Source organism: Curtobacterium sp. MCBD17_026, assembly GCF_003234895.2.
Taxonomy (GTDB): domain Bacteria; phylum Actinomycetota; class Actinomycetes; order Actinomycetales; family Microbacteriaceae; genus Curtobacterium; species Curtobacterium flaccumfaciens.
Genome location: NZ_CP126281.1, coordinates 1,961,111 through 1,983,453 on the forward strand (window position 1 = coordinate 1,961,111; position 22,343 = coordinate 1,983,453).

Genomic DNA, 22,343 nt, shown 5'->3' on the forward strand with positions numbered 1-22,343 from the left:
GGGAGAGTGGCACTGCAGCGCACCGCGAAGCCTCGCGCGCGGCCCCCGACTCCCGACAGTCCGCACCCATCGAGAGGAAGGCAGCGCATGCCCTTCGAGAACACCGACCGCATCCAGGCCACCACCGCCGGATCGCTCCCCCGCACCCCGGAGCTCATCGCCGCGAACGCCGCGCGGCCCGTGGGCGCCGACGGCTTCACGCTCGAGACCACCGACGAGGTCCGGGCACTGACGAGCGCGGCCGTCGACGACGTCGTCGCCCGGCAGACCGCGCTCGGCATCACGCAGCCCGGCGACGGCGAGTTCGGCAAGGCGATGTCGAACAGCGTCGACTACGGCGCCTGGTGGGGGTACTCGTTCCAGCGCGTCAGCGGCCTGAGCCTGACCGACGAGAACATCTTCTCGCAGCAGCCGGTCCGCTCGAGCCCGGGGAACATCCGGCTCACGAGCTTCCCGGACCGCCGCGACTGGACGATCTTCCACGACGCCTACACCGATCCCGAGTCGGGCATCGGCACCGGCAAGAACGCCACCGCGTTCCCGACCACGACCGGTCCGATCACCTACACCGGCCACGAGGCCGCGGCCACCGACGCCGCGAACCTCAAGCACGCGGTCGAGGCCGCCGGCGCGGACAACGGCTTCATCACGGCGCTCTCCCCCGGTTCCGCCGCCCGCATCGCGAACGAGTACTACGCGACGGAGGAAGAACACATCTGGGCGTGGGCCGATGCCCTGCGCGAGGAGTACACGACGATCCTCGACGCCGGCCTCGTGCTGCAGATCGACGACCCCTCGATCGCCGAGAACTGGGACCAGATCAACCCCGAGCCGAGCATCGAGGACTACCGCGCCTTCACCAGCATCCGTGTCGAGGCGCTCAACCACGCGCTGCGGGACCTCGACACCAGCCGCGTGCGCTTCCACCTGTGCTGGGGTTCCTGGCACGGCCCGCACACCACCGACATCGAACTCCGCCACATCGTCGACCTGATGCTGGACATCGACGCCGGCGCGTACTCGTTCGAGGCCGCGAACGCCCGCCACGAGCACGAGTGGACCGTCTGGCAGGACGTCGCCCTGCCCGAGGGCAAGGTCATCGTCCCCGGTGTCGTCGGCCACGCGACGAACGTCGTCGAGCACCCCGACCTCGTCGCGCAGCGCATCGAGCGGTTCGCTTCGGTGGTCGGGCGTGAGCGCGTCATCGCCGGCACCGACTGCGGGCTCGGCGGCCGCGTGCACCCGCAGATCGCCGCGGCGAAGCTCGAGTCCCTCGGTGAGGGTGCCCGGCGCGCGAGCGCGAAGCTGTTCTAGCCGCCCCTTCCTTCCCAGAACGGCTGCGATACCTGGCGAGATCGGGCGTACCTGCCACGAAGAACACGGGAGGTACGCCCGTTTCGGGGAGGTACGCCCGTTTCGTGCAGGTACGCCCGTTTCGTGCAGGTACGCCCGGTTCGGGAACGCACGCACGGACGGACGGGAGGCACGGTGCGGGCTGGCACCGTGCCTCCCGTCCGTCAGCGGCGTCGGCCCAGGGCGACGGCCGCGACCGCGACGAGCGCTCCGGCCCACAGCACGGGGCGCGTGACGCGCCGACGCTTCGCGACCCAGCCGCCGTTCGTCGCGTTCGCGGCGTCGGCGGGGGCGTAGAGGTTCCCGTCGGTCGGGGCGCCCTCGCCACGGAGCGCGAACGTCTCCACCATCGGCTTCGTGATCTTGTGGAACAGGCCCGGGAACACGTACTGCAGCGGCACGAGCGAGGCCTGGATCCGTCCGACGAAGCGGTAGCGCTTGGGGTGCGTGGCGGCCTGCACGACGGCACGGCCGGCCCGCTCGACCGAGACGGTGGGCGGCAGCGGGTGCGAGGTCTTGCCGGTGTAGTTGGCACCGTTCTGGTAGATCGGGGTGTCGATCGTGGACGGCAGCAGCGCGGTGAACCGGATGCCGGTGCCCGCGAACTCGTCGCCGAGCACGTCGACCAGGCCGAGGGCCGCGTGCTTGCTCGTCACGTACGCCGACTGGTAGGGCGCCGAGAGCAGGGACTGGATCGAGCCGACGAGCACGTAGGTGCCCTTCCCGCGCTGCTTCCAGTGCGGCAGCAGGTGCGTGATGGCGTTGAGGTGCCCGTACAGGTTCGTGTCGACGACGCGCTTGAACGCCTCGGTGGGGGTCTGCTCGAACAGGCCGTAGACGAACAGGGCCGCGTTGCCGACGAAGACGTCGATGCGACCGAAGCGGGTCGTCACCGTGCCGATGAGGTCCTTGACCTGGTGCTCGTCGGCGACGTCCGTCGGGATCGCGGTCGCCTCGGCGCCGAGCTTCCGGCACTCGGCGGCTGCGGCCTCGAGCGAGTCCTGCCCGCGTGCGGCGAGCACGAGCGTGGCGCCCTGGCGAGCGAACTCGTGTGCGGCGGCCCTCCCGATGCCGCTCGATGCTCCGGTGATGACGACGATCTTCCCGCGGTACCGATGTCCCATGTGTCCTTGGTACCCGGCCGTGGTCCGTTCCCGCACAGCCGGGTCGTACCCCTGCACGCGGTGCGAAGATGGAGCATGCGCAAGGACGACCTGACCGTCGACGAAGCCGCGGTCATCGCCGAGCACGCCCGCTCCGGTGCCCTCGACGTCGACGACCCCGAGGTGCGGAAGGTCGTCGAGCAGGCGAACCGGGTACTGGTCCGTGCGCAGATGTGGGGCGAGGAGCGGAGCCCGAAGCTGCGGCGTCGCCGACGACTCATCGCGGTCGGGGCCCTCGTGATGGTGCTCGTCTGGGTCGCGGGACTGCTCGTGCCGCTGGCGATGCGCTTCGGCTGACGGGTCCGTCGGCGCCGGCTGCGGTGTGCGCGGGGCGGATCAATCACGGTGCGGCCCTGGTCTGACTCGTCCGGATGGTGCATGATCCGACGACCACACCACCATCGCGCTGCAGGGAGCACGACATGGACCAGCACATCGATCGACGGCGCTTCATGACGCTCGGACTCGCCGGAGCCGCGACGACCGCCCTCGGCGCGACCGCGATCGGCGCGGACGGGTCGGCGCAGGCGGCGACCACGGCGGCGGCTGCCGCCCCCGTGCTGCTCGCCGCCGACGAGTTCGACGGCCCGGCCGGCAGCGCGCCGAACCCGGGGATCTGGCGGTACGACCTGGGTGCCGGCGGCTGGGGCAACGCCGAGTTGCAGACCTACACGGACTCGCGGCGGAACGCGGCGCTCGACGGTGCCGGCAACCTCGTCATCACCGCACGCCGCGAGGCCGACGGCTCGTTCTCGTCGGCCCGGCTGAAGTCCGAGAGCACCTACACCGCGCAGTACGGCCGCATCGAGGCGCGGATCCGCATCCCCCGCGGCCAGGGCATCTGGCCGGCGTTCTGGATGCTCGGCGCGGACATCGGGCGGGTCGGGTGGCCGGCGTGCGGGGAGATCGACGTGATGGAGAACGTCGGGTACGAGCCGGGGATCGTGCACGGCACGGTGCACGGGCCCGGGTACTCAGGAGCACAGGGCATCTCGGCGGCGTACACGGCTCCGTCCGGAGCAGCGTTCGCCGACGACTTCCACGTGTACGGGGTCGACTGGCGCCCCGGCTCCATCACCTGGACGGTCGACGGTGTCGCGTACCGGACGGTCACCCGGGCCGACATCGGCTCCGACCCGTGGGTGTTCGACAAGCCGTTCTTCGTGATCCTCAACGTCGCGGTCGGCGGGAACTGGCCGGGATCGCCCGACGCCTCGACGCGGTTCCCGCAGCCGATGACGGTCGACTGGCTGCGGGTCCACCAGAACGGCTAGCCGGGTCGCCCACGCCGTGACCGGGCTCGTCCCCGTCAGGCCGCGCTCGTCCGCGTCAGGGACGGCGGTTCGCGCGGGCGACGAGCCACAGGTAGGTGCTGTGCCCGACCAGGGCGAGTCCGAAGAACACCGCGGCGACCGCGTAGACCCGGTCGAGCTTGCCCTGCCCGATCACGAGCATCACGACGCAGAACGCGACGGCGATCGCGAGGACACCGACCTGCACGGTCGACCAGATCCGTCGGAAGCGCGGCATGCCCGTCTCGTTCACGCCACCCATTCTGCCCGATGCCGTCAGTGCTTCTCCGGGTCGTGGCCCCAGTTCATGAGCGAGTACCGCCAGGGGGTGTCGTGCACGTCGCCCTCGGGCCGCTGCTCCGAGTGCCGGGCGACGTAGCCGACGACCTTCCGCATGTGCGCCAGGTCGTCGTCGGTGCGGTCGGCCCGGTGCTTCTCGAGTATCCGGATGATGTGCCGACCGCTCTCGTGCCCGGTCGATTCGCCCCCGCCGGAGGGCTTCTGCCCGACGGCCTTCGACTCGTCGGTGTCGAGCCACTTCCGCAGCTCGGTGGCGGTCATGTTCACCACGTCGTCGAAGTCGGCCCGGGTCTGCTCGTCGTCGTGCTCGCTCATGCGGTCGAGCCAACCCGGCGGTGCTGGACGACTGCGCAGGACGGACGCGGCTCCGACCGTGCCCAGCCCCTCACGCGTTTCCTGACCCTGCGAACCCCGCACCCGAACAGGAAGAGGCATCACATGCGCGCAGTCGTGTGGCACGGCATCGGCGACATCCGGCTCGACGAGGTCCCGAAACCGACGATCCAGGACCCGGAGGACGCGATCGTCCGGATCACCCGCAGTGCCATCTGCGGCACCGATCTGCACTTCGTCCGCGGCACCATGGCACCGATGGTCGAGGGCACGATCCTCGGCCACGAGGCCGTCGGCGTCGTCACCGAGGTCGGGGACGCGGTGCGCGGCTTCAGCCCCGGCGACCGCGTCGTGATCAACTCCACCGTGTCCTGCGGTGCCTGCCGGTACTGCCGGATGGGCAGGACCGCCCAGTGCGACCGCTCGAACAGCAACGGACCGCAGGCGGGCACCGCGTTCTTCGGCGGCCCCGCCTCGACCGGACCGGTCGACGGCATGCAGGCGGAGTACGTCCGCGTCCCGTGGGCCCGCAACACCATGCACCCGCTCCCGGACACCGTCTCCGACGAGCAGGCGATCCTGCTGTCCGACATCTTCCCCACGGGGTGGTTCGGCGCGGAGCTCGCGGGCGTCACGCGCGGTGACGTCGTGGTGGTGTTCGGCGCCGGGATCGTCGGACAGTTCGCGGCAGCCTCGGCGTACAAGCAGGGCGCGGCCCGCGTCATCGTCGTCGACGGCGAGGAGACCCGGCTCGCCGCCGCGCTCGCCCAGCACTGCGAGGTCGTCGACTACAACGCCGAAGACCCGGTCGAGACGATCATGTCGCTGACCGACGGCATCGGCGCGGACTGCGTGATCGACGCAGTCGGCGTGGACGCCGAACGCCCGAAGCGCGGCCCGGCGGCGGTCGACCAGGACCAGGCGGAGGCGTTCGACGCCGAGGTGGCCGCGGTCGCGCCCGATGCCGCACCCGACGGCTTCGGTGAGCAGCAGCAGTGGAAGCCCGGTGACGGCCCCTCGCAGGTGGCTCGCTGGGCGGTCTCGAGCGTGGCGAAGTACGGCCGCATCGGGATCATCGGGGTGTACGGACCCACGGCCGAGCACTACCCGATCGGCGAGGCGATGCTCAAGAACCTGACCGTGCGGATGGGGAACTGCGACCACCACTCCGTCACCCCGCCGCTGATCGACATGGTGGCCGCCGGACAGTTCGACCCGACGGCCCTGATCACCGAGCACGAGCCGATCACCGACGCGATCGGTGCCTACGAGGCGTTCGACCGGCGCGAACCCGGCTGGATCAAGGTCGAGCTCGGCACCTCCTGACCGGAACGCGCTGCACCGGACCGCGACGACACCGGGTGGGAATGGAACGTCCCCGCCCGGTGTCGAACTCTGCACCGACCACGAAGGAGCCCACCATGAGCCTCGACCTCCACAAGAGCACCGGCGCCGGAACCGTCACCGACGAACGCGCCTGCCTGCCGAAGCCCGTCCTGCCCAGCCTGCACGACGAGCGCACCCCGTCCTTCGGCCGCTGGCTCGGCCAGATCAACCACACCGACTGACCCACCAGCGGAGCGAGGGCACCCACCGCCCGGACCCTCGCCGCGCACTGCTACGGTGCACCCATGTCCTGGGGCCGGCGGTACTACGCGCTGCAAGCCGTCGGCGGAGCGGCCTGGTGGATCGCCGTCGCGACGCTGCCGTGGATCCGCACGGCGACGCTCGGCTCGCTCGACCCGGTGCTGGTCGCCGTGTTCGACGTCCCGCTGTTCGTCGTCGCCTCGGCCCTCGCCGCCGCGGGAGTCCGGACCGCCGCGGTGGTCACGACGACGTGGACCGCGCTGGTGCTCGTTGCCCTGAGCGTCTGGTCCACCGTGATCGGCGAGGCCGGCTGGGGCGTGCTGGTCATGCTGGCCGCCACGATCGGTTCGACCCTCGCACTCGCCCTCGTCCTGCTCGGACGGGTCCCGACGGAGTGGGTGACGAGCGGTCCGCTGCGGATCCGCACCGCTGACGCCGCGGCACCGCGTTCCCGGCACGTCGCCGCGACCGTGCTGCAGATCGTCGTCTTCTGGGGCCTGTTCCTCGGGGTGTTCCCCCTGGTGATCGCGTTCGCCGAGCACCGCTGGGGCCTGCACCCGCACCTGCCGACACCCTTCGTCACCGCCCTCACCGTCGTCGGTGTGGTCGTGCTCCTGTTGGCGAGTGCGCTCGGCATCGCGTCGGCAGCGGCGATGTCGACGAAGGGCGAGGGCACGCCGCTGCCCTCGGCCAGCGCGAACCGCCTGGTGGTCGCCGGGCCGTACCGGTCGGTGCGGAACCCGATGGCCCTGGCCGGCATCACACAGGGGGTCGCCGTCGGCCTGCTGCTGTCGTCGTGGCTGGTCGTCGTCTACGCGGTCGCCGGTTCCGTGGTCTGGAACTGCATCGTCCGCCCGCTCGAGGAATCCGACCTTCAGGAACGGTTCGGCGACGACTTCCGCCGCTACGCCGAGCAGGTCCGGTGCTGGGTGCCGCGGTGGCCGGTGCCGGCGCGCGTGGGTTCGGTGCCGCTCAGCTCGTCGCGCCGCTGGTGTTGACGAGCCACGACACCCCGTGGCGGTCGGTCAGCATCCCGAACGTGTCACCCCAGGGCGCCGCGGTGATCGGTTCGACGATCGTGGCGCCCTGGGCGAGGCCGTTCCACCAGCGTGTCAGCAGTTCGTGGTCGTCACCGCTGAGGGACAGCGAGATGCTGCTCTCGGCCGGCGTGGGCATGCCGGACGGCGCGTCCGAGGCCATCAGGAGCAGGCCCTGGTCGCCGTCGAGCTGGCCGTGCATCACCTTGTCGGCGTCGGCGGGGTCCTGGCTCATACCGGCTTCACCGAACGTGCCGATGGTGAGCGTGCCGCCGAAGACCGAGTGGTAGAACTCGAGCGCTTCGCGGGCGCCGCTCCGGAACCCGAGGTAGGGGTTGAGGCGAACGGTCATGACGGTCTCCCTCGTCCTGCGCGGGCGCCGTCGCCCGCGTCGTGATCATCGTGGCAGAGCGCGCGTCGCCGCGGAAGGAGACGCCGTCGTCTTCCTTCGGCGCCGCCAGGTCGTCGAGACGCCTCCACATTCGGCGGCGTCTCGACGAAGGCACGGCGTCGCAGCAACACGCCGGCGTGTCCGAAGCAGCACCAACGCCGGACGGGAGGCGCGTGGCGGCGCCGCCACGCGCCTCCAGTCCGTCACGCGGCGGGGTCCACCACCGGCGGTCGCGCGGACGGGGCGAGCTCGCGGATCCGTCGTGGCTGCGTGTCCGTGCAGCGCAAACGTAGGGCGACGATCATCGGCGATCGGCCGGACGGCGGGCGGTTGCGGGATTCTTGCGGGGCCGCGCGGCTGCTCGTCTACGGGCGGGCGCCGTCGCGCGCGGTGGACGCCGTGTGCCGGGGCAGCTCGCCGAACTCCTCGCGGTAGCTCCCCGCGAACCGGCCGAGGTGGGCGAACCCGGTGGCCCGGGCGATCTCGGCGATGCTCCGCCCGTCGCCCGACTCGAGCTGTTCGCGGGCGAGCAGCAGCCGGATGCGGCGCAGGTACATGGTCGGGGTGATGCCGTGGTGCCGCTGGAACGCCGCCTGCACGCCGCGCACGCTCAGGCCGGCGGCCTCGGCGACGTCGTCGACGGTGATCGGCTCGGTGGCGTGCTCGAGCAGGAAGGTCTCGGCACGGGCGAAGCGGGCGGTGGCGGCCATCGCCGGCTCGTACTGCCCGACGGGCCAGTGCGGGATCGCGGTGAGCAGACCACCGGCGGCGAAGCGCGCGAGTTCCCGCTCGCGTTCGATCGGGACGGCGTCCGGTCCGGCCAGCACCTCTTGTGCGACGGACCGGACCATGAGCCACCAGGCAGCGAGCGGCGCGCCCTCGGGGACGTGCCGCGGACGGAACTCGATGGGACCGGGGGCCCAGTCGCCGCGCTCGGCCGCGACCTGCTCGACGATCGAGCGGTCGATGCGCAGGACGTCCTTGTTGCAGGCGATCCAGCGGAAGCGCTGGGGGCCCTGGCGGAAGAGCGTCGGGCGGCCGATCTTCACGGGGTTCTCGTCGAGCTGCGCGACCCCGGACTTCATCCAGAAGATCATCACCGCGCTGCCCGGCTCGATCGCGCCGCTCAGGACCCCGGTGCAGCGGGTCGACTCGAGCGACAGCAGTGCCGTCCCGCGCACGCGCTCCTCGAACACGAACTCGGCGTCCGTCGGTTCGACCGACAGTCCGTGGGTGATGTGCGTCCGAGCCATCGCCTCGGCCGCGACCGACGGCTCGGCGGTCTGGATCTCCCGCTGCATGCGGTGCATCGTCTCGGGCACGTGACGATCCTCCCGACAACTCGGCGTCTGCGCAACGCGCGACGCGCCGCGTTCCTGTACGGCGACCAGCCGGCGCGCTGTTGGCTGTGCTGCAGGAGGTCGAACATGAAGTACATCCAGTACGACCGCTCGACGATCCTGACGAGCGACGACGTGGCCGACGCCGTGATCGAGTACGCCGCTGCCCTGGCCGGGGGGAGCCGGGCGGACACCGTGGCGATCCCTGCCGTGGCCGCCGACGGCACCATGACGACCACCAAGGTGCTGATCGGTCCGTCGAGCCAGCTCGTCGTCGAGGACGCCGAGGAGGACGAACTCGAGGGTGAGGACACCGTGTTCGTGGCGCGGCTGCGCGCCGCCGCGCTGACGTTCGACCACGACGAGGTGATCCACGCGGACACCCGGTCGGACCTGACCGAGGGGCCGGTGGCGTAGGGAGCAACCCTGCGGAGCGCCTGCGCAGCGCCGGCTCAGCGCCCGAAGTCCGGCGGCGACGCGTTGGTGTCGACGGCGAGCACGGCCTCGGTACGCCGACCGAGTTCGAGCAGGAAGGCCTCGCCCTCGGGTTCGAGGACGTCGTCCGGCGCGGGCTCCACGGCGACCGGGATCGCCGGGGCCAGCAGCACCTCGACGGTGCTCGCCACCCCGAAGTCGTCCGCGGTCGGGATCGACACGACGTCGCTCAGCCGGCTCTGGTGCAGTGCGGCCGCGTACCGGATCACCGCTTCCGCGATCGTGTCGCTCGTCAGGACACGGACGGTGCCCGCGTAGTTCACGTACTTCACACTTGCTCCCTGGTGAAGAGGAGCATCCGTCGCGGTGACGGTTCCCTGATCCGGTGCCACGGTAGGCCGCCGTCGCGCGCGGCACACATCTTCGCTTTCCGGACGGGGTACGCCCGGAGCCTGAGCCGGTGCCCAGTGAGGGTCGCAGACCATCGGGGACGTCCAGGGAAACCGACCACAGGGAGAGACATGACCGAGCAGCAGCAGCCCCCGGGGAGCGACCAGGAACTCACGCCGAAGGCCGACCACGGCGAGGAGTCGTACCGCGGCTCCGGCAAGCTCACCGGCAAGCGTGCCGTCATCACCGGCGGGGACAGCGGGATCGGGAAGGCCGTCGCGATCGCGTTCGCCCGCGAGGGTGCGGACGTCCTGATCAGCTACCTGCCGCAAGAAGAGGACGACGCGCAGGACACGAAGCGCTGGATCGAGGAAGCCGGTCGGAAGGCCGTGCTGTTCCCGGGCGACGTGAGCGATCCCGCGTACTGCCGATCGGTCATCGACCAGGCGGTCTCGGAGCTCGGCGGGCTCGACGTCCTCGTGAACAACGCCGCCTACCAGATGACCCACGAGACGATCGAGGAGATCAGCGACGAGGAGTGGGACCACACCCTCGCGACGAACCTCAGCGCCTACTTCCACCTCGTCAAGGCTGCACTGCCGCACCTGGGCCCGGGGTCGTCGATCATCGGGTCCAGCTCGGTGAACTCCGACAACCCGAAGCCGAACCTCGCCCCCTACGACGTCACGAAGGCCGGCGTCGCGAACCTGTCGGCAGCGCTCGCGCAGCTGCTCGGGGACCGCGGGATCCGCGTGAACAGCGTCGCCCCCGGGCCGATCTGGACGCCGCTGATCCCGTCGACCATGCCGCCGGAGGAGGTCGAGCAGTTCGGCAAGCAGTCGCCGCTCGGCCGTCCCGGCCAACCGGCCGAGCTCGCACCCGTCTACGTGCTGCTCGCCAGTGACGACGGCAGCTACGTCTCCGGCGCGCGGGTCGCCGTCACCGGCGGCACCCCGATCCTGTGACGGGACGCCGGTCCGGCAACGGGACCAGGTGACGGGCGGGAGGCCCGGGGCACGACGTGCGCCGGGCCTCCCGTCCGTCGTCGGGGGACGCTCCTGGCTGAATCGCCGCCCACCGCGGGCGGCCTACGTTCAGGGCCATGTCCACGCGAGCGAAGACCGTCACGGCGCTGTTCGGCGCCGCCACCGTAGCCCTGCTGCTCACCGCCTGCGACCCCGGCGGAGCGCAGAACATCAACCCCGTCGGCAAGGTCCCCGGCTCCGAGGAGAAGTCCCAGTCGGCCCAGTGCGACGTGGCCGCCAGTGCCGCCGTCGACATGATCGACAAGGCGGTCGGGTCGCACGACACCACCGAGTTCGCGAACATCCAGAAGGGTGACGGCGGCTGGTACCTCGGTGCCGCGATCGTCCCCGCGGACAGCAACGACTCGAACGACGACGAGGTCACCATCTGGGCGACCACCGCCGACCCCACGGCCGACGACTTCGACGGCCCGCTGTACGCCGTGAACGACATCGCCAAGCAGGCCGTCGCCGACGAGACGACCACCACCTCGGACGCGCCGACGCCGTTCGCCGACGACTCGAAGGCCGCCGAGCAGGTCGAGAGCTGCGTCGTCGAGGCGTCCGACCGCTAGTCGTCGGACGACGTAACGTGGCCGATCAGCCCTCGGGCTGGTCGGCCACTTCCACGTCCACGTGGTGGTCGTCGCCGCCGTCGGTGCCTGCGGCTCCCGGTGTCGGGCACCGCTGACCGGAGCGGACGACGCGGTCGAAGGTGCGAGGACGTCTGCCACGAGTTCGGGTCAGGAGCAGACGTCCTCGCGCTACGACGCCGTCGGGTTCGACGCGGTGGTCATGACGAGGCCAGCCCGGTAACGGGGGGTCGGGCACCCGCCGGTAGGGTCCTGCGGGGTAGCTTCCGGAGACTGTACGACGACCACGACTCAGACGTGCACAGCATCCGCCGGAACCGGACAGGACCGACCCGTCCCGATCCGTCGCCGCGCTCATCGACGAGGGTCCGGCGCACCGATCCGCCGTCCACGCCGACGCACGACCGCGAGCGTCCCGCCGACGGTGAGCATCGCGACGGCGAGCACCGCGACGGGCAGCGGATCGGCTCCCGTGGCGGCCAGGGCGCCCGTCCCGCCACCGGGCTCGACACCGGCGTTCGGCGCCGTGTCGACGCCACCGTCCGTGCCGGGTCCTCCGTCGTCGCCCTGGTCGCCCGTGCCGACCCCTCCCGGTCCGGGGGTCGGGCCGCCGGAGCCGCCACCGCCACCGCCACCGGGCTCGCCGTCACCGGGGTCGCCGGTGCCAGGACCACCGCCGTCGCCTCCGCCCCCGTCGTCCGGCACCGCCGTGTTCACGACGGCGCAGACCACGTCATCGCCGTCCGCGACCGTGACGACCCCGTCGGTCACCGGCGCGCCGGTGCAGGTCCAGTCCCCCGCCTCGTAGCCGTCGGGCCCGTCCGACTCCGTCAGCGTGTAGTCCCCCGGCGGCACCGGTCGACCCGTCACCGCGTCGCTGCCCGACGTGCCGGAGACCGTGGTCGGTCCGGTCGCGGTCAGGGTCCAGTCGCCCGGGTCCGCGTCGCCGCCGACGACCTGCTTGACCAGGGTGAGGTCCCCCTCGACGGCGTCGGTCGACAGGCAGGACACCGTCGTCGAGAACGGGAACCCGTGGATCTCGCGAGGCACCGGACCGGCGGCGGTCGGGACCCCGTGCGTGAACGACGCCGCGACGACGTTGCCCTCGACGTTCTGCGTCACGTCCCACCGCAGGTCGGCCCGGGGAGCGTAGATCGTGCCCTCGAGGACGTCGGCACCGGTGACGTGCACGGTGATCGCGTCCGGGAAGTTCCAGAGCACGAACGGCGCGTGCGCGTTCGTCAGGTTCGCGAGGTTCGGGACGGAACCGTCGAAGGTCGTCCCGGTGACGTTCACGACGAGCGGCGATCCGGGGCCGGGCAGACCGTCGAAGGTCAGCAGGTCGAGGGCGTCGAGGTCCTCGGCCGCCACCGTCAGCACGTTCGTGACGCCGGGCTGGACGTCGGCGTACGCGGCCGTCCCCGGCGCGATCGGCGTCGCCAGGGGCGCGCCTGCGGCGTCGTGGAGCACGGTCGTCACCGGGCACGTCCCGAGGTCGGCGGACAGGGAGCGGTAGCGGGCGAAGGACGACGCGAAGTCCAGCACCGACGGGTCGGCCATCGTCGGGACGGAGCTCGCGGGCTGCCGGGTGGTCCCCTCGATGCGGGGGAACGTCTCGGCGGTGGTGCCCTCCGGAGCGAGCCGGTAGTCGATCGTCGCGCCGTTCTGGTCGGTGTCGAAGGCGTCGTAGGTCGCCGTGTCGCCGACGTGGGCGTACCCGCCGTTCAGCACGCGGAGGACGGCCGACTGCTCCGACGGGAACCGGATGCCACCGTCGACGTACAGGAACGTGGGACGGCTCTCCCCCGGCAGGGTCAGGGCGTTCGCGGGCGGGTTGCCCGCACCGATGTTGTAGCTGGTCTCGAAGGCCAGGTCACCGCCGGCGGCGAGCGTGCCCTCGGCCTCGTCCGCTGCGAGTTCGACGTCGCCCTCGACGAAGACCAGGAACCCCTGGTTCGCCGGGTGCCCGTCCACCGGCACGGTGACGGGGTTGACGGGCGGGACGTCGGCCGCCGCGGCCGGCTCGGACACGAGCAGGGCTGCCGGCACCACCAGGGCTGCCGGAACGAGCAGTGCGGCGACACCGAGCACCGCGGCCCCGTGGCGCTCTCGCGCCGTCACGGTGTCCCTGATCCAGGCCATGCGGCCGTCTTCGCCCTCGGGGCCCCTGCCTGCCCCGTTGGCCGACAAGGTGAACCGCCCTCACCTCCGGCGCTCCCAGGAACGCGCGCGCCGCCGTGCACACACCACGGACCGGACGGGAGGCTGGGTGCAGGCCCGCCCCGTGCCTCCCGTCCGCAGTCGGCGGAGCAAGGAGAACGCCCCGATGAGGAGGGGGGATCTCATCGGGGCGTTCCGTTCGTGGGCCGCGTCAGGCGGCGAGGCGCGCAGCGAGCGCGGTGGCGCGGGACTTCAGGTCCGCGTACGTGGCCTCGTACGCGTCCGCCGTGCCGACCCGCGAGGGGTTCGGCAGCGACCAGTGCAGGCTGTCGCCGTCGTCGATCGACTCGTGCGCGCGGTCGCAGACCGTGACGACCAGGTCGCCGTCGGCGACGAGGTCGCGGAAGGCACGCGGGACGTGGCGGCCGAGGTCCAGGCCGTGGCGTTCGCCGACGGCGGCCGCCCCGGGTGCGATGGCGGCCGCGGGACGCGTCCCGCCCGACAGTGAGCCGATCTCGCTGACCTGCGTCCAGACGCCCGCGGCCAGCGGGGAGCGCGCGGAGTTGCCGGTGCAGACGAACAGCACGCGGGACACCGGGCCCGGCACCGCCGCCGAACCGTGCGGGACACCGCTCGGCTCGAGGTGCAGGTAGCTGCGTCGCCCGTCGCCGTCGGAGCGGCGTCGCGTGACCAGACCGGCCTGCTCGAGGACGCGCAGGTGGTGCGCCAGGAGCGGCCCGGAGAGCCCGAGGGCGGCCCGCACCTCGCTCGGGCTGGCGTCGGACGCGGCGAGCAGGTCGACGATCGCCAGGCGGGCGACGTCGCCGAGGGCGGCATGCTGCGCCGCACGCCGCTCGAGGTCCTGCCGCCGGGTGTTCATCGGTTCAATGTTGACTGAACCATCTGCCGTCGTCAAGATGAGCGGGTGACGACGAGCCCCGAGCCCCTGCGGTCGTCCGCGGCATCGGTGTTCCTGGTGTTCCTGCGGCTCGGGCTGACCTCGTTCGGCGGGCCGGTCGCGCACCTCGGGTACTTCCGCGAGGCCTTCGTGGTGCGTCGCCGCTGGCTGCGGGACGACGCCTACGCCGACCTCGTCGCGCTGTGCCAGTTCCTGCCCGGACCCGCGTCGAGCCAGGTCGGGATGGCACTCGGGCTGCAGCGCGCCGGGCTGCTCGGACTCCTCGCCGCGTGGTGCGGGTTCACCCTGCCGTCCGCGGTGCTGCTCGTCGCGTTCGCCCTGCTCGTGTCCGGCGCGCCCGACCTGGCCGGTGCCGGGTGGCTGCTCGGGCTGCAGGCGGCTGCCGCCGCGGTGGTGGCGCAGGCGGTGCTCGGCATGGCGCGCTCGCTCACCCCGGACCGCCGTCGGGCGACCATCGCGGCCGCCGCCGCGATCGTGGTGCTGCTCGTCCCCGGCCCGGCGGCGCAGGTCGCGGTCATGGCGGCGTGCGGCGTGGTCGGCGTGCTGTGGCTGGGCCGGGTGGTGGGCCCGGCCGAGGACGTCGCCGTCAGCGAGGTCGCCGTGCGGCTCCCCCGCTGGGTCGCGGTGTCGGCGCTCGTCGCGTTCGCCGCTCTGCTCGTCGCGGCACCCGTCGCCGCGAGCGGCACCGGGGCCGTGCGCCTGTTCGGGGTCTTCGCACAGGCGGGTTCGCTCGTCTTCGGCGGCGGCCACGTCGTCCTGCCGCTGCTCGAGTCGCAGACCGTGACAACCCACCTGGTGGGCCATGCGGACTTCCTGGCCGGGTACGGCGCCGCACAGGCCGTGCCCGGGCCGCTGTTCACCTTCGCCGCGTACCTCGGCGCCGTCGCCGACGGCAGCCCGAGCGGGCTCGTCGGCGCCGCGGTGGCACTCGTCGCGATCTTCCTGCCGGCGGCGCTCCTGGTGGTCGGCGCACTGCCGTTCTGGCACGTGCTCCGCGCTCTGCCGTGGGCCCGGCGCGTGCTGGCCGGCGTGAACGCGGGGGTCGTCGGGCTCCTCGCCGCGGCACTCTGGGACCCGGTCATCACCGAGGGGGTCCGCTCGGCACCCGCACTGGCGCTCGCCGTGGCCGCCTTCATCGCCCTCACCCGCTGGTCCGCTCCCCCGTGGGCGGTCGTCATCGGAGCCGGCCTGCTCGGCGCCGTCGTCCTCTGATCGGAGCACCTCGCATGCCCACCGTCCTGTTCGTCTGCGTCCACAACGCCGGCCGTTCCCAGATGGCCGCCGGCTTCCTGCAGCACCTGGCCGGTGGCCGAGTCGACGTCCGGAGCGCCGGCTCCGAACCGGCCGAGCAGCTCAACCCCGTGGTCGTCGCGGCGATGCTCGAGGAGGGCATCGACATCCGGAACGAGCAGCCGGCCCGGCTCAGCACCGATGCCGTCCGGGCCGCCGACGTCGTCATCACGATGGGGTGCGGGGACGCCTGTCCGGTGTTCCCGGGCAAGCGCTACGAGGACTGGGAGCTGACCGACCCCGCGGGGCTCGACCTCGACGCCGTCCGGCCGATCCGCGACGACGTGCGCGCGCGGGTGCAGGACCTGCTCGCTGGGCTGGTGATCTCCTGACCGGCGGCGACCCCGCGTCTCAGGACGCGCGGTTCCGACGCGCCCGCTCCTTGATCGCGGTGATGACGGCCGTCTTCGCGTCGGCGTAGGCGTTCATGTCGTCCCAACTCCGGCCGAGCAGCTCCCGCTTGGTGCGCTCGTACAGCGCCCGGTCACAGGCGTCGGCGCGCAGGTGGTCACGGAGGAGCAGGTACTCGTCGACCGCCGTCGCGCCCCGCTCGTAGACGTGCACGTGGACGTCACGGGCCGGCGTCCGGACCAGGCGGTGGCCCGCCTCGCGGACACGGAGCTCGTACCCGGTCGCGAGGAGCTGGTCGAGGTACGTGGCCTCGGCGGTGACGTCCGCGACGGCGACCACGATGTCGACGATCGGTTTCGCGGCCAGGCCGGGGACGGCCGTGGATCCGATGTGCTCGACGACCGGGGCGTCCGCGCCGGAGCCGGGGAGGGCCTCCAGGATGCGTCGCCGGTGGTCCGCGAAGACCGCAGCCCACCCGCTGTCGGCGGGGTGCAGGGTCACGGTGACCGGTTCCGGGCTGCCGATGACCTCGACGGTCGTGACGTCCGGGCGGGTGTGGTCCTCGTCGTGGTGCTGCACCCGGACATGATCGCAGCCGGCGGTCGCGGCCACGTTCGTCGAGCGCGTCAGAGCTTCGCGGGGAACGCCGATCCGCGACCGATGACGGTGAGGAGCGCCGCGACCGCCCCGGACACGATCATCACCACGGCGAGCACCAGCCCGTCGAAGGCCGTCAGCAGGGCGGCACCGAACAGACCGGCCGCGAAGATCGCGATGTTGAACGCGACCGGCAGGAACGCGCTCGCGACGTCGGCGTCCTCGCCGCCGGCGGTCGTCAGGGCGGCCTGCAGCTGCGTCGACGAACCGCCGAAGCCGATGCCCCACAGGCCCGCGGCCACCAGGACCGCGACCGGCGACGTGTGCCCCACGAGCAGCACCACGCCGGCCAGGACGAACAGGCCGACGCTGCCGTGCAGCAGGGGTCGGGGGTGCCGGTCGAGCAGGGCGCCGGTGACGACGACGCCGAGGATCGCGGCGATCCCGTAGACCAGCAGCACCAGCCCGGCGCTCAGGTCGGTGCCGGTCGCCCGCAGGTACGGCGAGATGTACGTGTAGATCGTGTTGTGCGCCACCATCCACGTCGCGATCACCGCGAGGATGACCGCGATGCCGCGGATCCGGAACACCTTCACGACGGACAGCTTCGCGGCGCTCGTCTGCCCCGGGGCATCCGGCACGAACAGCGCGATCAGCGCCAGGACCACCACGCCGACCAGGCTCAGCCCGACGAACGACGACCGCCAGCCCAGGGCGTTGCCGATGAAGGACCCGAGCGGGGTGCCCAGCGCGAACCCCACCGGCGCGCCCGTCGAGACGATCGCGAGCGACACCCCGGCGAAGCGGGCCGGGCTGATCCGCCGGGCGTAGGTGGCGAACATGCCCCAGATCGTCCCCGACATCGCGCCGGCGACGAACCGGGTGACCAGCGCGACCGCGACGTTCGGCGCGAACGCGGTCAGGGTGTTCGCGACGAGCAGCACGGCGATGGCGGCCACGATGAGCGGCTTGCGACGGAACCCGCGGGTCAGGGCGATCGCCGGGACCGTGGCGATGACCGTGCCCATCGCGTACGCGCTGACGAACAGGCCGACCGTGCCCTCGCTCGTGCCCATCCCGTCGGCGATCGCGGGCAACAGCCCGGCCGGCATCGTCTCCATGGCGACGAGGAGGAACCCGATCGCGGCGAGCAGGGCGAGCGGGAACCAGGGCAGTCGGCCGTCGGTCGCCCGGTCGGTCGTGGGGAGGTCGGAGGTCGTCGTGGTCACGGACCGACGGTAGGGGCATCGTCCGGCGGACAGGGAGGTTCTGCAGGACCCCGTTTCGCCGGAGCCTCACTGCGCGGGTGGTGGTGGAGCTTCGATGGTGGTGTCCACGAACGAAGGGAGCCCCGATGCACATCCGCACCAGACGCCGGACCCCCCTGGGTCCGCTGGTCGCGCTGAGCCCGCTCGCGCTGGTGGTGGGGGCGCTCGCCGGGTGCAGCGGCGTCGAGCACGCGGAGACGCCTGCGTCTGCGTCGGCAACGACGACAGCTCCCACGATCACCACCCCGACGGAGGCCGACCCCGTGCGCATCACCATCGAACTCGACGGCGAGACCCTCACCGGCCGGTTGACCGAGAGTGCGACGGCGCGCGCGCTGGCCGCCCAGCTGCCGGCGACGCTGACGTTCTCCGACCACGGCGGGCAGGAGCAGATCGCTCGGCTCCCCGCGCCGCTCGACACCACCGGCGCCCCGAGCACGAGCGATGCGCCGGTGGGCACCATCGCCTACTACGTGCCGGACCAGTCGATCGTCCTGTACTACACGGACGTCGGCAGCTTCCCGGGGATCGTGCCGATCGGCGCCGTCGACGACGTCCAAGCGGTGCGCGACCTGCCGTCCGGCGCCGCGACCATCCGAGTCCGCGACTGATCCACGTCCGTCCGCCTGCCCTCCTGAACAGGAACACCGTGATCAGGACCGGCACGTTCCCGCCGACGAGGTGGTCTTGACTTTTTGGCTACGGCTATTAGCCTTTGAGTTACTACCCGTAGCCGAAGGAGCCACGTCATGCTCGAACACCTGGACACCGAGGGCGGCACGATCGCCTACGACCTCTCCGGATCAGGGCCGCTCGTGGTCCTCGCCCACGGCATGGGCGACAGCCGCCACTCCTACCGCTTCGTCGTGCCGGAGCTCGTCGCGGCCGGTTACCGGGTGGCGAACGTCGACCTCCGCGGGTGCGGCGACTCGAGCACCGGGTGGGCCGGCTACGAGCGCGCCGACATCGCACGCGACCTCGTCGCGGTCGCCCGTCACCTCGGTGGCCCGGCCGTGGTCGTCGGGCAGTCCATCAGCGGAGGTGCGGCGACGATCGCCGCGGCGACCGCCCCGGACCTGGTGGCGGGCATCGTCGAACTGGCGCCGTTCACGCGCAAGCAGTCCGTCGACCTGGGCGGACTCCTGCGCAACCGCCGACACCGCGCCGGCACCGTCCAGCTCGCGCGGGTCATGACGAACGGCAGCCTGCCCGGCTGGCTCGCGTACCTCGACATCGCGGTCCCCACCAAGCCCGCCGACTGGGCGACGGAGCGCAGCCGCATCGAAACGACCCTGCGGAAGCCGGAAAGGATGGCGGTCCTCCGTGCCATGACCCGCACCTCACCCGCCGACGCCGGCGAGCAGCTGGGCGCCGTCCGGTGCCCCGTGCTGGTCGTCGAGGGCAGTGCCGATCCGGACTGGGCCGTGCCCCGCGCCGAGGGCGAGCGGATCGTCGCCGACCTGCCGGACGGCCTCGGGGAACTCGCCGTGATCGACGGTGCCGGCCACTACCCCCACACCGAGACCCCGACTGCGGTCCTCACCCTGCTGCTGCCGTTCCTCGCCCGCACGCTGCCCGTCGCAGGTCCCGTTGCCTAGGGCGGGGCTCGACCCGGCAACCGTCACCGAGGCCGCGGCGACGCTGGCCGACGAGATCGGCCTGGCCCAGCTGAGCATGAGCGTCGTCGCCGACCGCCTCGGGGTGAAGGCGCCGTCGCTGTACAAGCACGTCGACGGACTCGGCGACCTCACCCGCAGGATCGCGATCCTCGGCGCGAACGAGCTCGGCGACGCACTCCGCGACGCCATGCAGGGGCGCAGCGGTCGCAGGGCCCTCGAGGCGGCGGTGCAGACCGTGCGCCGGAGCGTCCAGGAGCACCCGGCGCGGTACCAGGCGGCCGTCAGCATCCGGCCGACCGGCGCCGAGGACCCCCTGGCGGTCGCACTCGGCCGCACCCTGGCGTCCTTCGCCGCGGCGCTCCGCGACTACCCGCTCGACCCGGGCGACGAGGTCCACGCGCTCCGGGTGCTCCGCAGCGTGCTGCACGGGTTCGCCACGATCGAGGCATCGGGCGGATTCCAGATGGACACGGACGTCGACGCGAGTGCCACGTGGATGGTCGACTTCCTGGATCGCGGGTTCCGTGCCGCGACGACACCGTGACCGTGACCACGGCGGCGCGCCCGTCGAGGCCCGTCGGTCACGACCCGCTCCGTGGCGGCCTGCGGTTCCTGGCGGAGCTCGTCGCGTGGGTGGCCGTGCCGTGGACGCTCTGGCCCCACTCGCCGGTGCTCGCGATCGCCGCCGTCCTGGTCCTCGTCGTGCCGCCCGCGGTCTTCGGCACCCCGGGCGATCGCCCCGGCGGCGACCCGCCCGTCGCGGCACCCGGAGCGGTGACGATCGGGTCGGTCCTCGCGCACCTGGTGGGGGCCGTCGTCGCGGCCTGGGCCGTGTGGCCGACAGCGGTCGCGATCGCCGTCACGGTCCTCTGCATCGCCGTCGTCGTCTCGGAACAGCCGCGGTGGCGGGCTCTGGTCGGCCGCGGTCGCTGAGCCGTTCGTCGGCTGTCGTCATGGCAGCAGCAGGCCGAAGCGCCCTCCCGCTCCGTGTGGTCGGCGAGGAGACCCAGTGGACGCGGCTCACCCCGGAGGCGTTGCGCCGGTGGCGGGAACGGCTCGTCGCGCTCCCGCCCGAGGAACGCGGCGAGATCGTCGACTGACCGGCGTCAGACCGCGATGACGTTCGGGGCGAACCGGCACCAGTAGTCCGTGATCGGCCCGTCGGACTCACGGATGCCGACGCCGAAGGACTCGCCGCCGACGACCCACGACCCGAGCACCGGGTGGTTGTGCCCGTTCGACCCCGGGAAGTCCGGGAGCTCGTGGTACTGCTGCCACACCCGTTCGGCCCCGGTGCCGGCGCGCCGGTACTCGCGACCGTTCGTCGTGACCGAACCGTCGGCCCGGTGCACCGCGATGCCGTCGCCCTCGCGCCCGAACACGGGCTTCACGACGAAGTCGCGCATGCCGTTCGGACCGTCCGCGAAGGCCGGCAGCAGGTTCGGGTGGCCGGGGAACAAGCGCCAGAGCGCGACGAGCAGCAGCTTGTTCGACAGGAACATCTTCCACGCCGGCTCGTACCAGCGGCCGAGCCGCCCGCGGTCGCTGACCAGGAAGGCGCCGAACTCCTGGTCGCCCTGCGCCCGGTCGTCCCCGGAGACGAGGTCCTCCCACGGGTACAGCTTGAAGAGGTTGCGGATCACCGGGTACTGGGTCCCCGGCTCGTCCCCCGGCAGCGTGAACACGCTCCGAGACGAACCGGCCGGCTCCTGGTCGCCGACGAACTGACGGGCCGTCGCGTGCCAGCCGATGTCCTTCATCTCGATGCCGGTGTGCTCCCACCCGGCCTCCCCCGCCAGGTCGCGCATGTAGGCCACCGTGTCCCAGTCCTCGCCCGCCGTGTCGAGGTCGGAGTGCGCCACGAACAGTCGGCCGCCGTCCTCGGCGCGCAGGGACTCGTGCAGCAGTGTCCGCCAGCGCGCCACCATCGCCTCGTGGATGCCGTTCCACTGGTCGGTACCGGCGGACAGTTCGCCGGTCGCGAGCCGGTCCTGCATCCAGTGCCACTGCGTGACCGATGCCTCGATCAACCCGGTCGGGGTGTCCCCGTTGTACTCGAGCATCTTGGCGGGTGAACCGTCTCCGGCGTAGGCCAGGTCGAACCGCGCGTACAGGTCGGGCTCCTCGTGCTCGAGCGACCAGGCGGCGAGGTCGAACCCGGCTCGTGTCAGGCCCAGCGTGCCGAGGGCGCCGGTGGCGAGGTACCGCGCGGCTTCGAGGCACATCCGGTGCAGTTCCTCGGTCTGCCGCTCGAGCGCCTCGACCTCCGGCAGCGTGAAGACGTACGCGGCGGTCTCGTTCCAGTACTCGACGGGCGTGCCGTCGTCGCGGACGGACCGCGAGTAGATCAGCCCCGTCTGCTGGATCCGGCGCCGCCAGTCCGGACGCTCGGGGAACTCGATGCGCTCCATCAGCCGCCGAACCCACCGTGTCCGCCGGCTCCGCCGAAGCCACCCTTGGTGACGGAGCTCCCACGGGACGAGACGCCGGCCTTCGCGGTCTTCCCGGCGGGCAGGGCGCTCGTGCCGCCGGAGACCGCGTCCCCCACGCCGGGGACCCTGGTGGCACGGTTGGCGAAGAGCGGCAGGAAGTACCAGCCGGCGTGTCCGCCGTGGTTGTTGCAGTCGTCGTCCGGCAACCGCTTCTCGGTCGCGTTGTCGCGGCAGATCTTCGCGTAGTCGCTGTCGACGCCGGCTCCCTCGCCGCACCCGGTCAACGACGCTGCCAGGGCTGCGACCACCCCGATGGAGACGACACGGGAAGCACGGCGACGAACACTCACGAAGGGGAACAGTACCGCTCCCGACGAACCGGTGTCCGCGTCGGCGCGATCTCCACGCGCCAGGGACACGCCGATCAGCACCGTCCAGCGCACGACGTGCAGCACCGGCCCCCGAAGC

Annotated in this window: 28 protein-coding genes; 16 read left to right on the forward strand and 12 right to left on the reverse strand. The window is 72.3% G+C overall.

Annotated features, from left to right (window positions below; translation table 11 throughout):
* Positions 1 to 87: 87 nt before the first annotated feature.
* On the forward strand, positions 88 to 1,314 hold the full coding sequence (locus tag DEI85_RS09220) for a cobalamin-independent methionine synthase II family protein (RefSeq protein ID WP_111123982.1): 1,227 nt from the start codon (positions 88 to 90) through the stop codon (positions 1,312 to 1,314).
* Between the two features lie 203 nt (positions 1,315 to 1,517).
* On the opposite strand, the gene DEI85_RS09225 is transcribed toward DEI85_RS09220, so the two are convergent.
* Positions 1,518 to 2,477, reverse strand: coding sequence for an SDR family NAD(P)-dependent oxidoreductase (locus DEI85_RS09225; protein WP_110862192.1), 960 nt, complete (start codon positions 2,475 to 2,477; stop codon positions 1,518 to 1,520).
* A gap of 75 nt (positions 2,478 to 2,552) precedes the next feature.
* On the opposite strand from DEI85_RS09225, the gene DEI85_RS09230 reads away from it, so the two are divergent.
* Positions 2,553 to 2,813, forward strand: a complete 261-nt coding sequence (locus tag DEI85_RS09230) for a hypothetical protein (protein ID WP_110862190.1) — start codon at positions 2,553 to 2,555, stop codon at positions 2,811 to 2,813.
* A 125-nt stretch (positions 2,814 to 2,938) separates the two neighbouring features.
* On the forward strand, positions 2,939 to 3,790 hold the full coding sequence (locus DEI85_RS09235; protein ID WP_181420140.1) for a glycoside hydrolase family 16 protein: 852 nt from the start codon (positions 2,939 to 2,941) through the stop codon (positions 3,788 to 3,790).
* Positions 3,791 to 3,845: 55 nt separating this feature from the next.
* Here DEI85_RS09235 and DEI85_RS09240 read toward each other — a convergent pair whose 3' ends face one another.
* Both DEI85_RS09240 and DEI85_RS09245 read right to left on the reverse strand, forming a co-directional pair.
* Entirely contained in the window at positions 3,846 to 4,061 is a 216-nt protein-coding gene (locus DEI85_RS09240; protein ID WP_138803199.1) for a hypothetical protein, read from the reverse strand.
* Positions 4,062 to 4,084: 23 nt separating this feature from the next.
* The gene (locus tag DEI85_RS09245; protein ID WP_110862188.1) at positions 4,085 to 4,423 is read right to left on the reverse strand and encodes a DUF3140 domain-containing protein; all 339 of its coding nucleotides are present in this window, start codon (positions 4,421 to 4,423) and stop codon (positions 4,085 to 4,087) included.
* A 123-nt stretch (positions 4,424 to 4,546) separates the two neighbouring features.
* Between DEI85_RS09245 and DEI85_RS09250 the strand changes: the two genes are divergently transcribed.
* The 3 genes from DEI85_RS09250 (at position 4,547) to DEI85_RS09260 (ending at position 7,026) form a co-directional block, all read left to right on the forward strand.
* Complete coding sequence (locus DEI85_RS09250; RefSeq protein ID WP_110862186.1) at positions 4,547 to 5,767, forward strand: alcohol dehydrogenase catalytic domain-containing protein; 1,221 nt, start codon at positions 4,547 to 4,549, stop codon at positions 5,765 to 5,767.
* A 95-nt stretch (positions 5,768 to 5,862) separates the two neighbouring features.
* Positions 5,863 to 6,009 (forward strand): hypothetical protein, encoded by a 147-nt coding sequence (locus DEI85_RS09255; RefSeq protein ID WP_181420139.1) that lies wholly within the window; start codon positions 5,863 to 5,865, stop codon positions 6,007 to 6,009.
* A 63-nt stretch (positions 6,010 to 6,072) separates the two neighbouring features.
* The gene (locus DEI85_RS09260) at positions 6,073 to 7,026 is read left to right on the forward strand and encodes a methyltransferase family protein (protein ID WP_111123983.1); all 954 of its coding nucleotides are present in this window, start codon (positions 6,073 to 6,075) and stop codon (positions 7,024 to 7,026) included.
* Here the strand turns inward: DEI85_RS09260 and DEI85_RS09265 are convergent.
* Together DEI85_RS09265 and DEI85_RS09270 are read right to left on the reverse strand one after the other, a co-directional pair.
* A complete protein-coding gene (locus DEI85_RS09265; protein ID WP_111123984.1) occupies positions 7,001 to 7,417 on the reverse strand; it encodes a VOC family protein in 417 nt (138 codons plus the stop codon). The two genes, DEI85_RS09260 and DEI85_RS09265, sit on opposite strands and share 26 nt — an antisense overlap.
* A 404-nt stretch (positions 7,418 to 7,821) precedes the next feature.
* Positions 7,822 to 8,778: an AraC family transcriptional regulator gene (locus DEI85_RS09270; protein WP_110862174.1), complete on the reverse strand. Its 957-nt coding sequence runs from the start codon at positions 8,776 to 8,778 to the stop codon at positions 7,822 to 7,824.
* 105 nt (positions 8,779 to 8,883) lie between these two features.
* Here DEI85_RS09270 and DEI85_RS09275 point away from each other — a divergent pair, with 105 nt between their 5' ends.
* Entirely contained in the window at positions 8,884 to 9,213 is a 330-nt protein-coding gene (locus DEI85_RS09275) for a hypothetical protein (protein ID WP_110862172.1), read from the forward strand.
* A gap of 35 nt (positions 9,214 to 9,248) precedes the next feature.
* Here DEI85_RS09275 and DEI85_RS09280 read toward each other — a convergent pair whose 3' ends face one another.
* Positions 9,249 to 9,563 (reverse strand): hypothetical protein, encoded by a 315-nt coding sequence (locus DEI85_RS09280; protein WP_110862170.1) that lies wholly within the window; start codon positions 9,561 to 9,563, stop codon positions 9,249 to 9,251.
* Positions 9,564 to 9,752: 189 nt separating this feature from the next.
* Between DEI85_RS09280 and DEI85_RS09285 the strand changes: the two genes are divergently transcribed.
* Entirely contained in the window at positions 9,753 to 10,586 is an 834-nt protein-coding gene (locus DEI85_RS09285; RefSeq protein WP_111123985.1) for an SDR family oxidoreductase, read from the forward strand.
* Between the two features lie 137 nt (positions 10,587 to 10,723).
* Positions 10,724 to 11,221, forward strand: coding sequence for a hypothetical protein (locus DEI85_RS09290; RefSeq protein ID WP_110862165.1), 498 nt, complete (start codon positions 10,724 to 10,726; stop codon positions 11,219 to 11,221).
* Positions 11,222 to 11,593: 372 nt separating this feature from the next.
* On the opposite strand, the gene DEI85_RS09295 is transcribed toward DEI85_RS09290, so the two are convergent.
* Both DEI85_RS09295 and DEI85_RS09300 read right to left on the reverse strand, forming a co-directional pair.
* Entirely contained in the window at positions 11,594 to 13,381 is a 1,788-nt protein-coding gene (locus DEI85_RS09295; protein WP_111123986.1) for a collagen-binding domain-containing protein, read from the reverse strand.
* A gap of 229 nt (positions 13,382 to 13,610) precedes the next feature.
* Complete coding sequence (locus DEI85_RS09300; protein WP_111091380.1) at positions 13,611 to 14,279, reverse strand: arsenate reductase/protein-tyrosine-phosphatase family protein; 669 nt, start codon at positions 14,277 to 14,279, stop codon at positions 13,611 to 13,613.
* A gap of 45 nt (positions 14,280 to 14,324) precedes the next feature.
* Between DEI85_RS09300 and chrA the strand changes: the two genes are divergently transcribed.
* Both chrA and DEI85_RS09310 read left to right on the forward strand, forming a co-directional pair.
* Positions 14,325 to 15,530 (forward strand): chromate efflux transporter, encoded by a 1,206-nt coding sequence (gene chrA, locus DEI85_RS09305; RefSeq protein ID WP_111123987.1) that lies wholly within the window; start codon positions 14,325 to 14,327, stop codon positions 15,528 to 15,530.
* A 14-nt stretch (positions 15,531 to 15,544) separates the two neighbouring features.
* Positions 15,545 to 15,940 (forward strand): arsenate reductase ArsC, encoded by a 396-nt coding sequence (locus DEI85_RS09310; RefSeq protein WP_111123988.1) that lies wholly within the window; start codon positions 15,545 to 15,547, stop codon positions 15,938 to 15,940.
* 19 nt (positions 15,941 to 15,959) lie between these two features.
* Here the strand turns inward: DEI85_RS09310 and DEI85_RS09315 are convergent, their stop codons facing one another.
* Positions 15,960 to 16,538: a GrpB family protein gene (locus DEI85_RS09315; RefSeq protein WP_111123989.1), complete on the reverse strand. Its 579-nt coding sequence runs from the start codon at positions 16,536 to 16,538 to the stop codon at positions 15,960 to 15,962.
* 47 nt (positions 16,539 to 16,585) lie between these two features.
* Positions 16,586 to 17,785: an MFS transporter gene (locus tag DEI85_RS09320; protein ID WP_258376381.1), complete on the reverse strand. Its 1,200-nt coding sequence runs from the start codon at positions 17,783 to 17,785 to the stop codon at positions 16,586 to 16,588.
* Between the two features lie 125 nt (positions 17,786 to 17,910).
* On the opposite strand from DEI85_RS09320, the gene DEI85_RS09325 reads away from it, so the two are divergent.
* The 5 genes from DEI85_RS09325 (at position 17,911) to DEI85_RS09345 (ending at position 20,543) form a co-directional block, all read left to right on the forward strand.
* Complete coding sequence (locus DEI85_RS09325; RefSeq protein WP_111123991.1) at positions 17,911 to 18,435, forward strand: cyclophilin-like fold protein; 525 nt, start codon at positions 17,911 to 17,913, stop codon at positions 18,433 to 18,435.
* Positions 18,436 to 18,573: 138 nt separating this feature from the next.
* On the forward strand, positions 18,574 to 19,422 hold the full coding sequence (locus DEI85_RS09330; protein ID WP_110862150.1) for an alpha/beta fold hydrolase: 849 nt from the start codon (positions 18,574 to 18,576) through the stop codon (positions 19,420 to 19,422).
* Positions 19,415 to 19,987, forward strand: a complete 573-nt coding sequence (locus DEI85_RS09335; RefSeq protein ID WP_111091386.1) for a TetR/AcrR family transcriptional regulator — start codon at positions 19,415 to 19,417, stop codon at positions 19,985 to 19,987. The genes DEI85_RS09330 and DEI85_RS09335 overlap by 8 nt, the downstream gene beginning before the upstream one ends.
* Positions 19,984 to 20,376, forward strand: a complete 393-nt coding sequence (locus DEI85_RS09340) for a hypothetical protein (protein ID WP_111091387.1) — start codon at positions 19,984 to 19,986, stop codon at positions 20,374 to 20,376. The genes DEI85_RS09335 and DEI85_RS09340 overlap by 4 nt, the downstream gene beginning before the upstream one ends.
* Positions 20,377 to 20,396: 20 nt before the next feature.
* A complete protein-coding gene (locus DEI85_RS09345) occupies positions 20,397 to 20,543 on the forward strand; it encodes a rifampin ADP-ribosyl transferase (protein ID WP_110862143.1) in 147 nt (48 codons plus the stop codon).
* 6 nt (positions 20,544 to 20,549) lie between these two features.
* Here DEI85_RS09345 and DEI85_RS09350 read toward each other — a convergent pair whose 3' ends face one another.
* Together DEI85_RS09350 and DEI85_RS09355 are read right to left on the reverse strand one after the other, a co-directional pair.
* Positions 20,550 to 21,854: a glutathionylspermidine synthase family protein gene (locus tag DEI85_RS09350; RefSeq protein ID WP_111091388.1), complete on the reverse strand. Its 1,305-nt coding sequence runs from the start codon at positions 21,852 to 21,854 to the stop codon at positions 20,550 to 20,552.
* Positions 21,854 to 22,225 carry a tRNA-dihydrouridine synthase gene (locus DEI85_RS09355; RefSeq protein ID WP_152377983.1) on the reverse strand — a complete coding sequence of 124 codons (372 nt, stop codon included), beginning with the start codon at positions 22,223 to 22,225 and terminating at the stop codon, positions 21,854 to 21,856. Before DEI85_RS09355 ends, DEI85_RS09350 begins: the two co-directional genes overlap by 1 nt.
* Positions 22,226 to 22,343 lie beyond the last annotated feature (118 nt).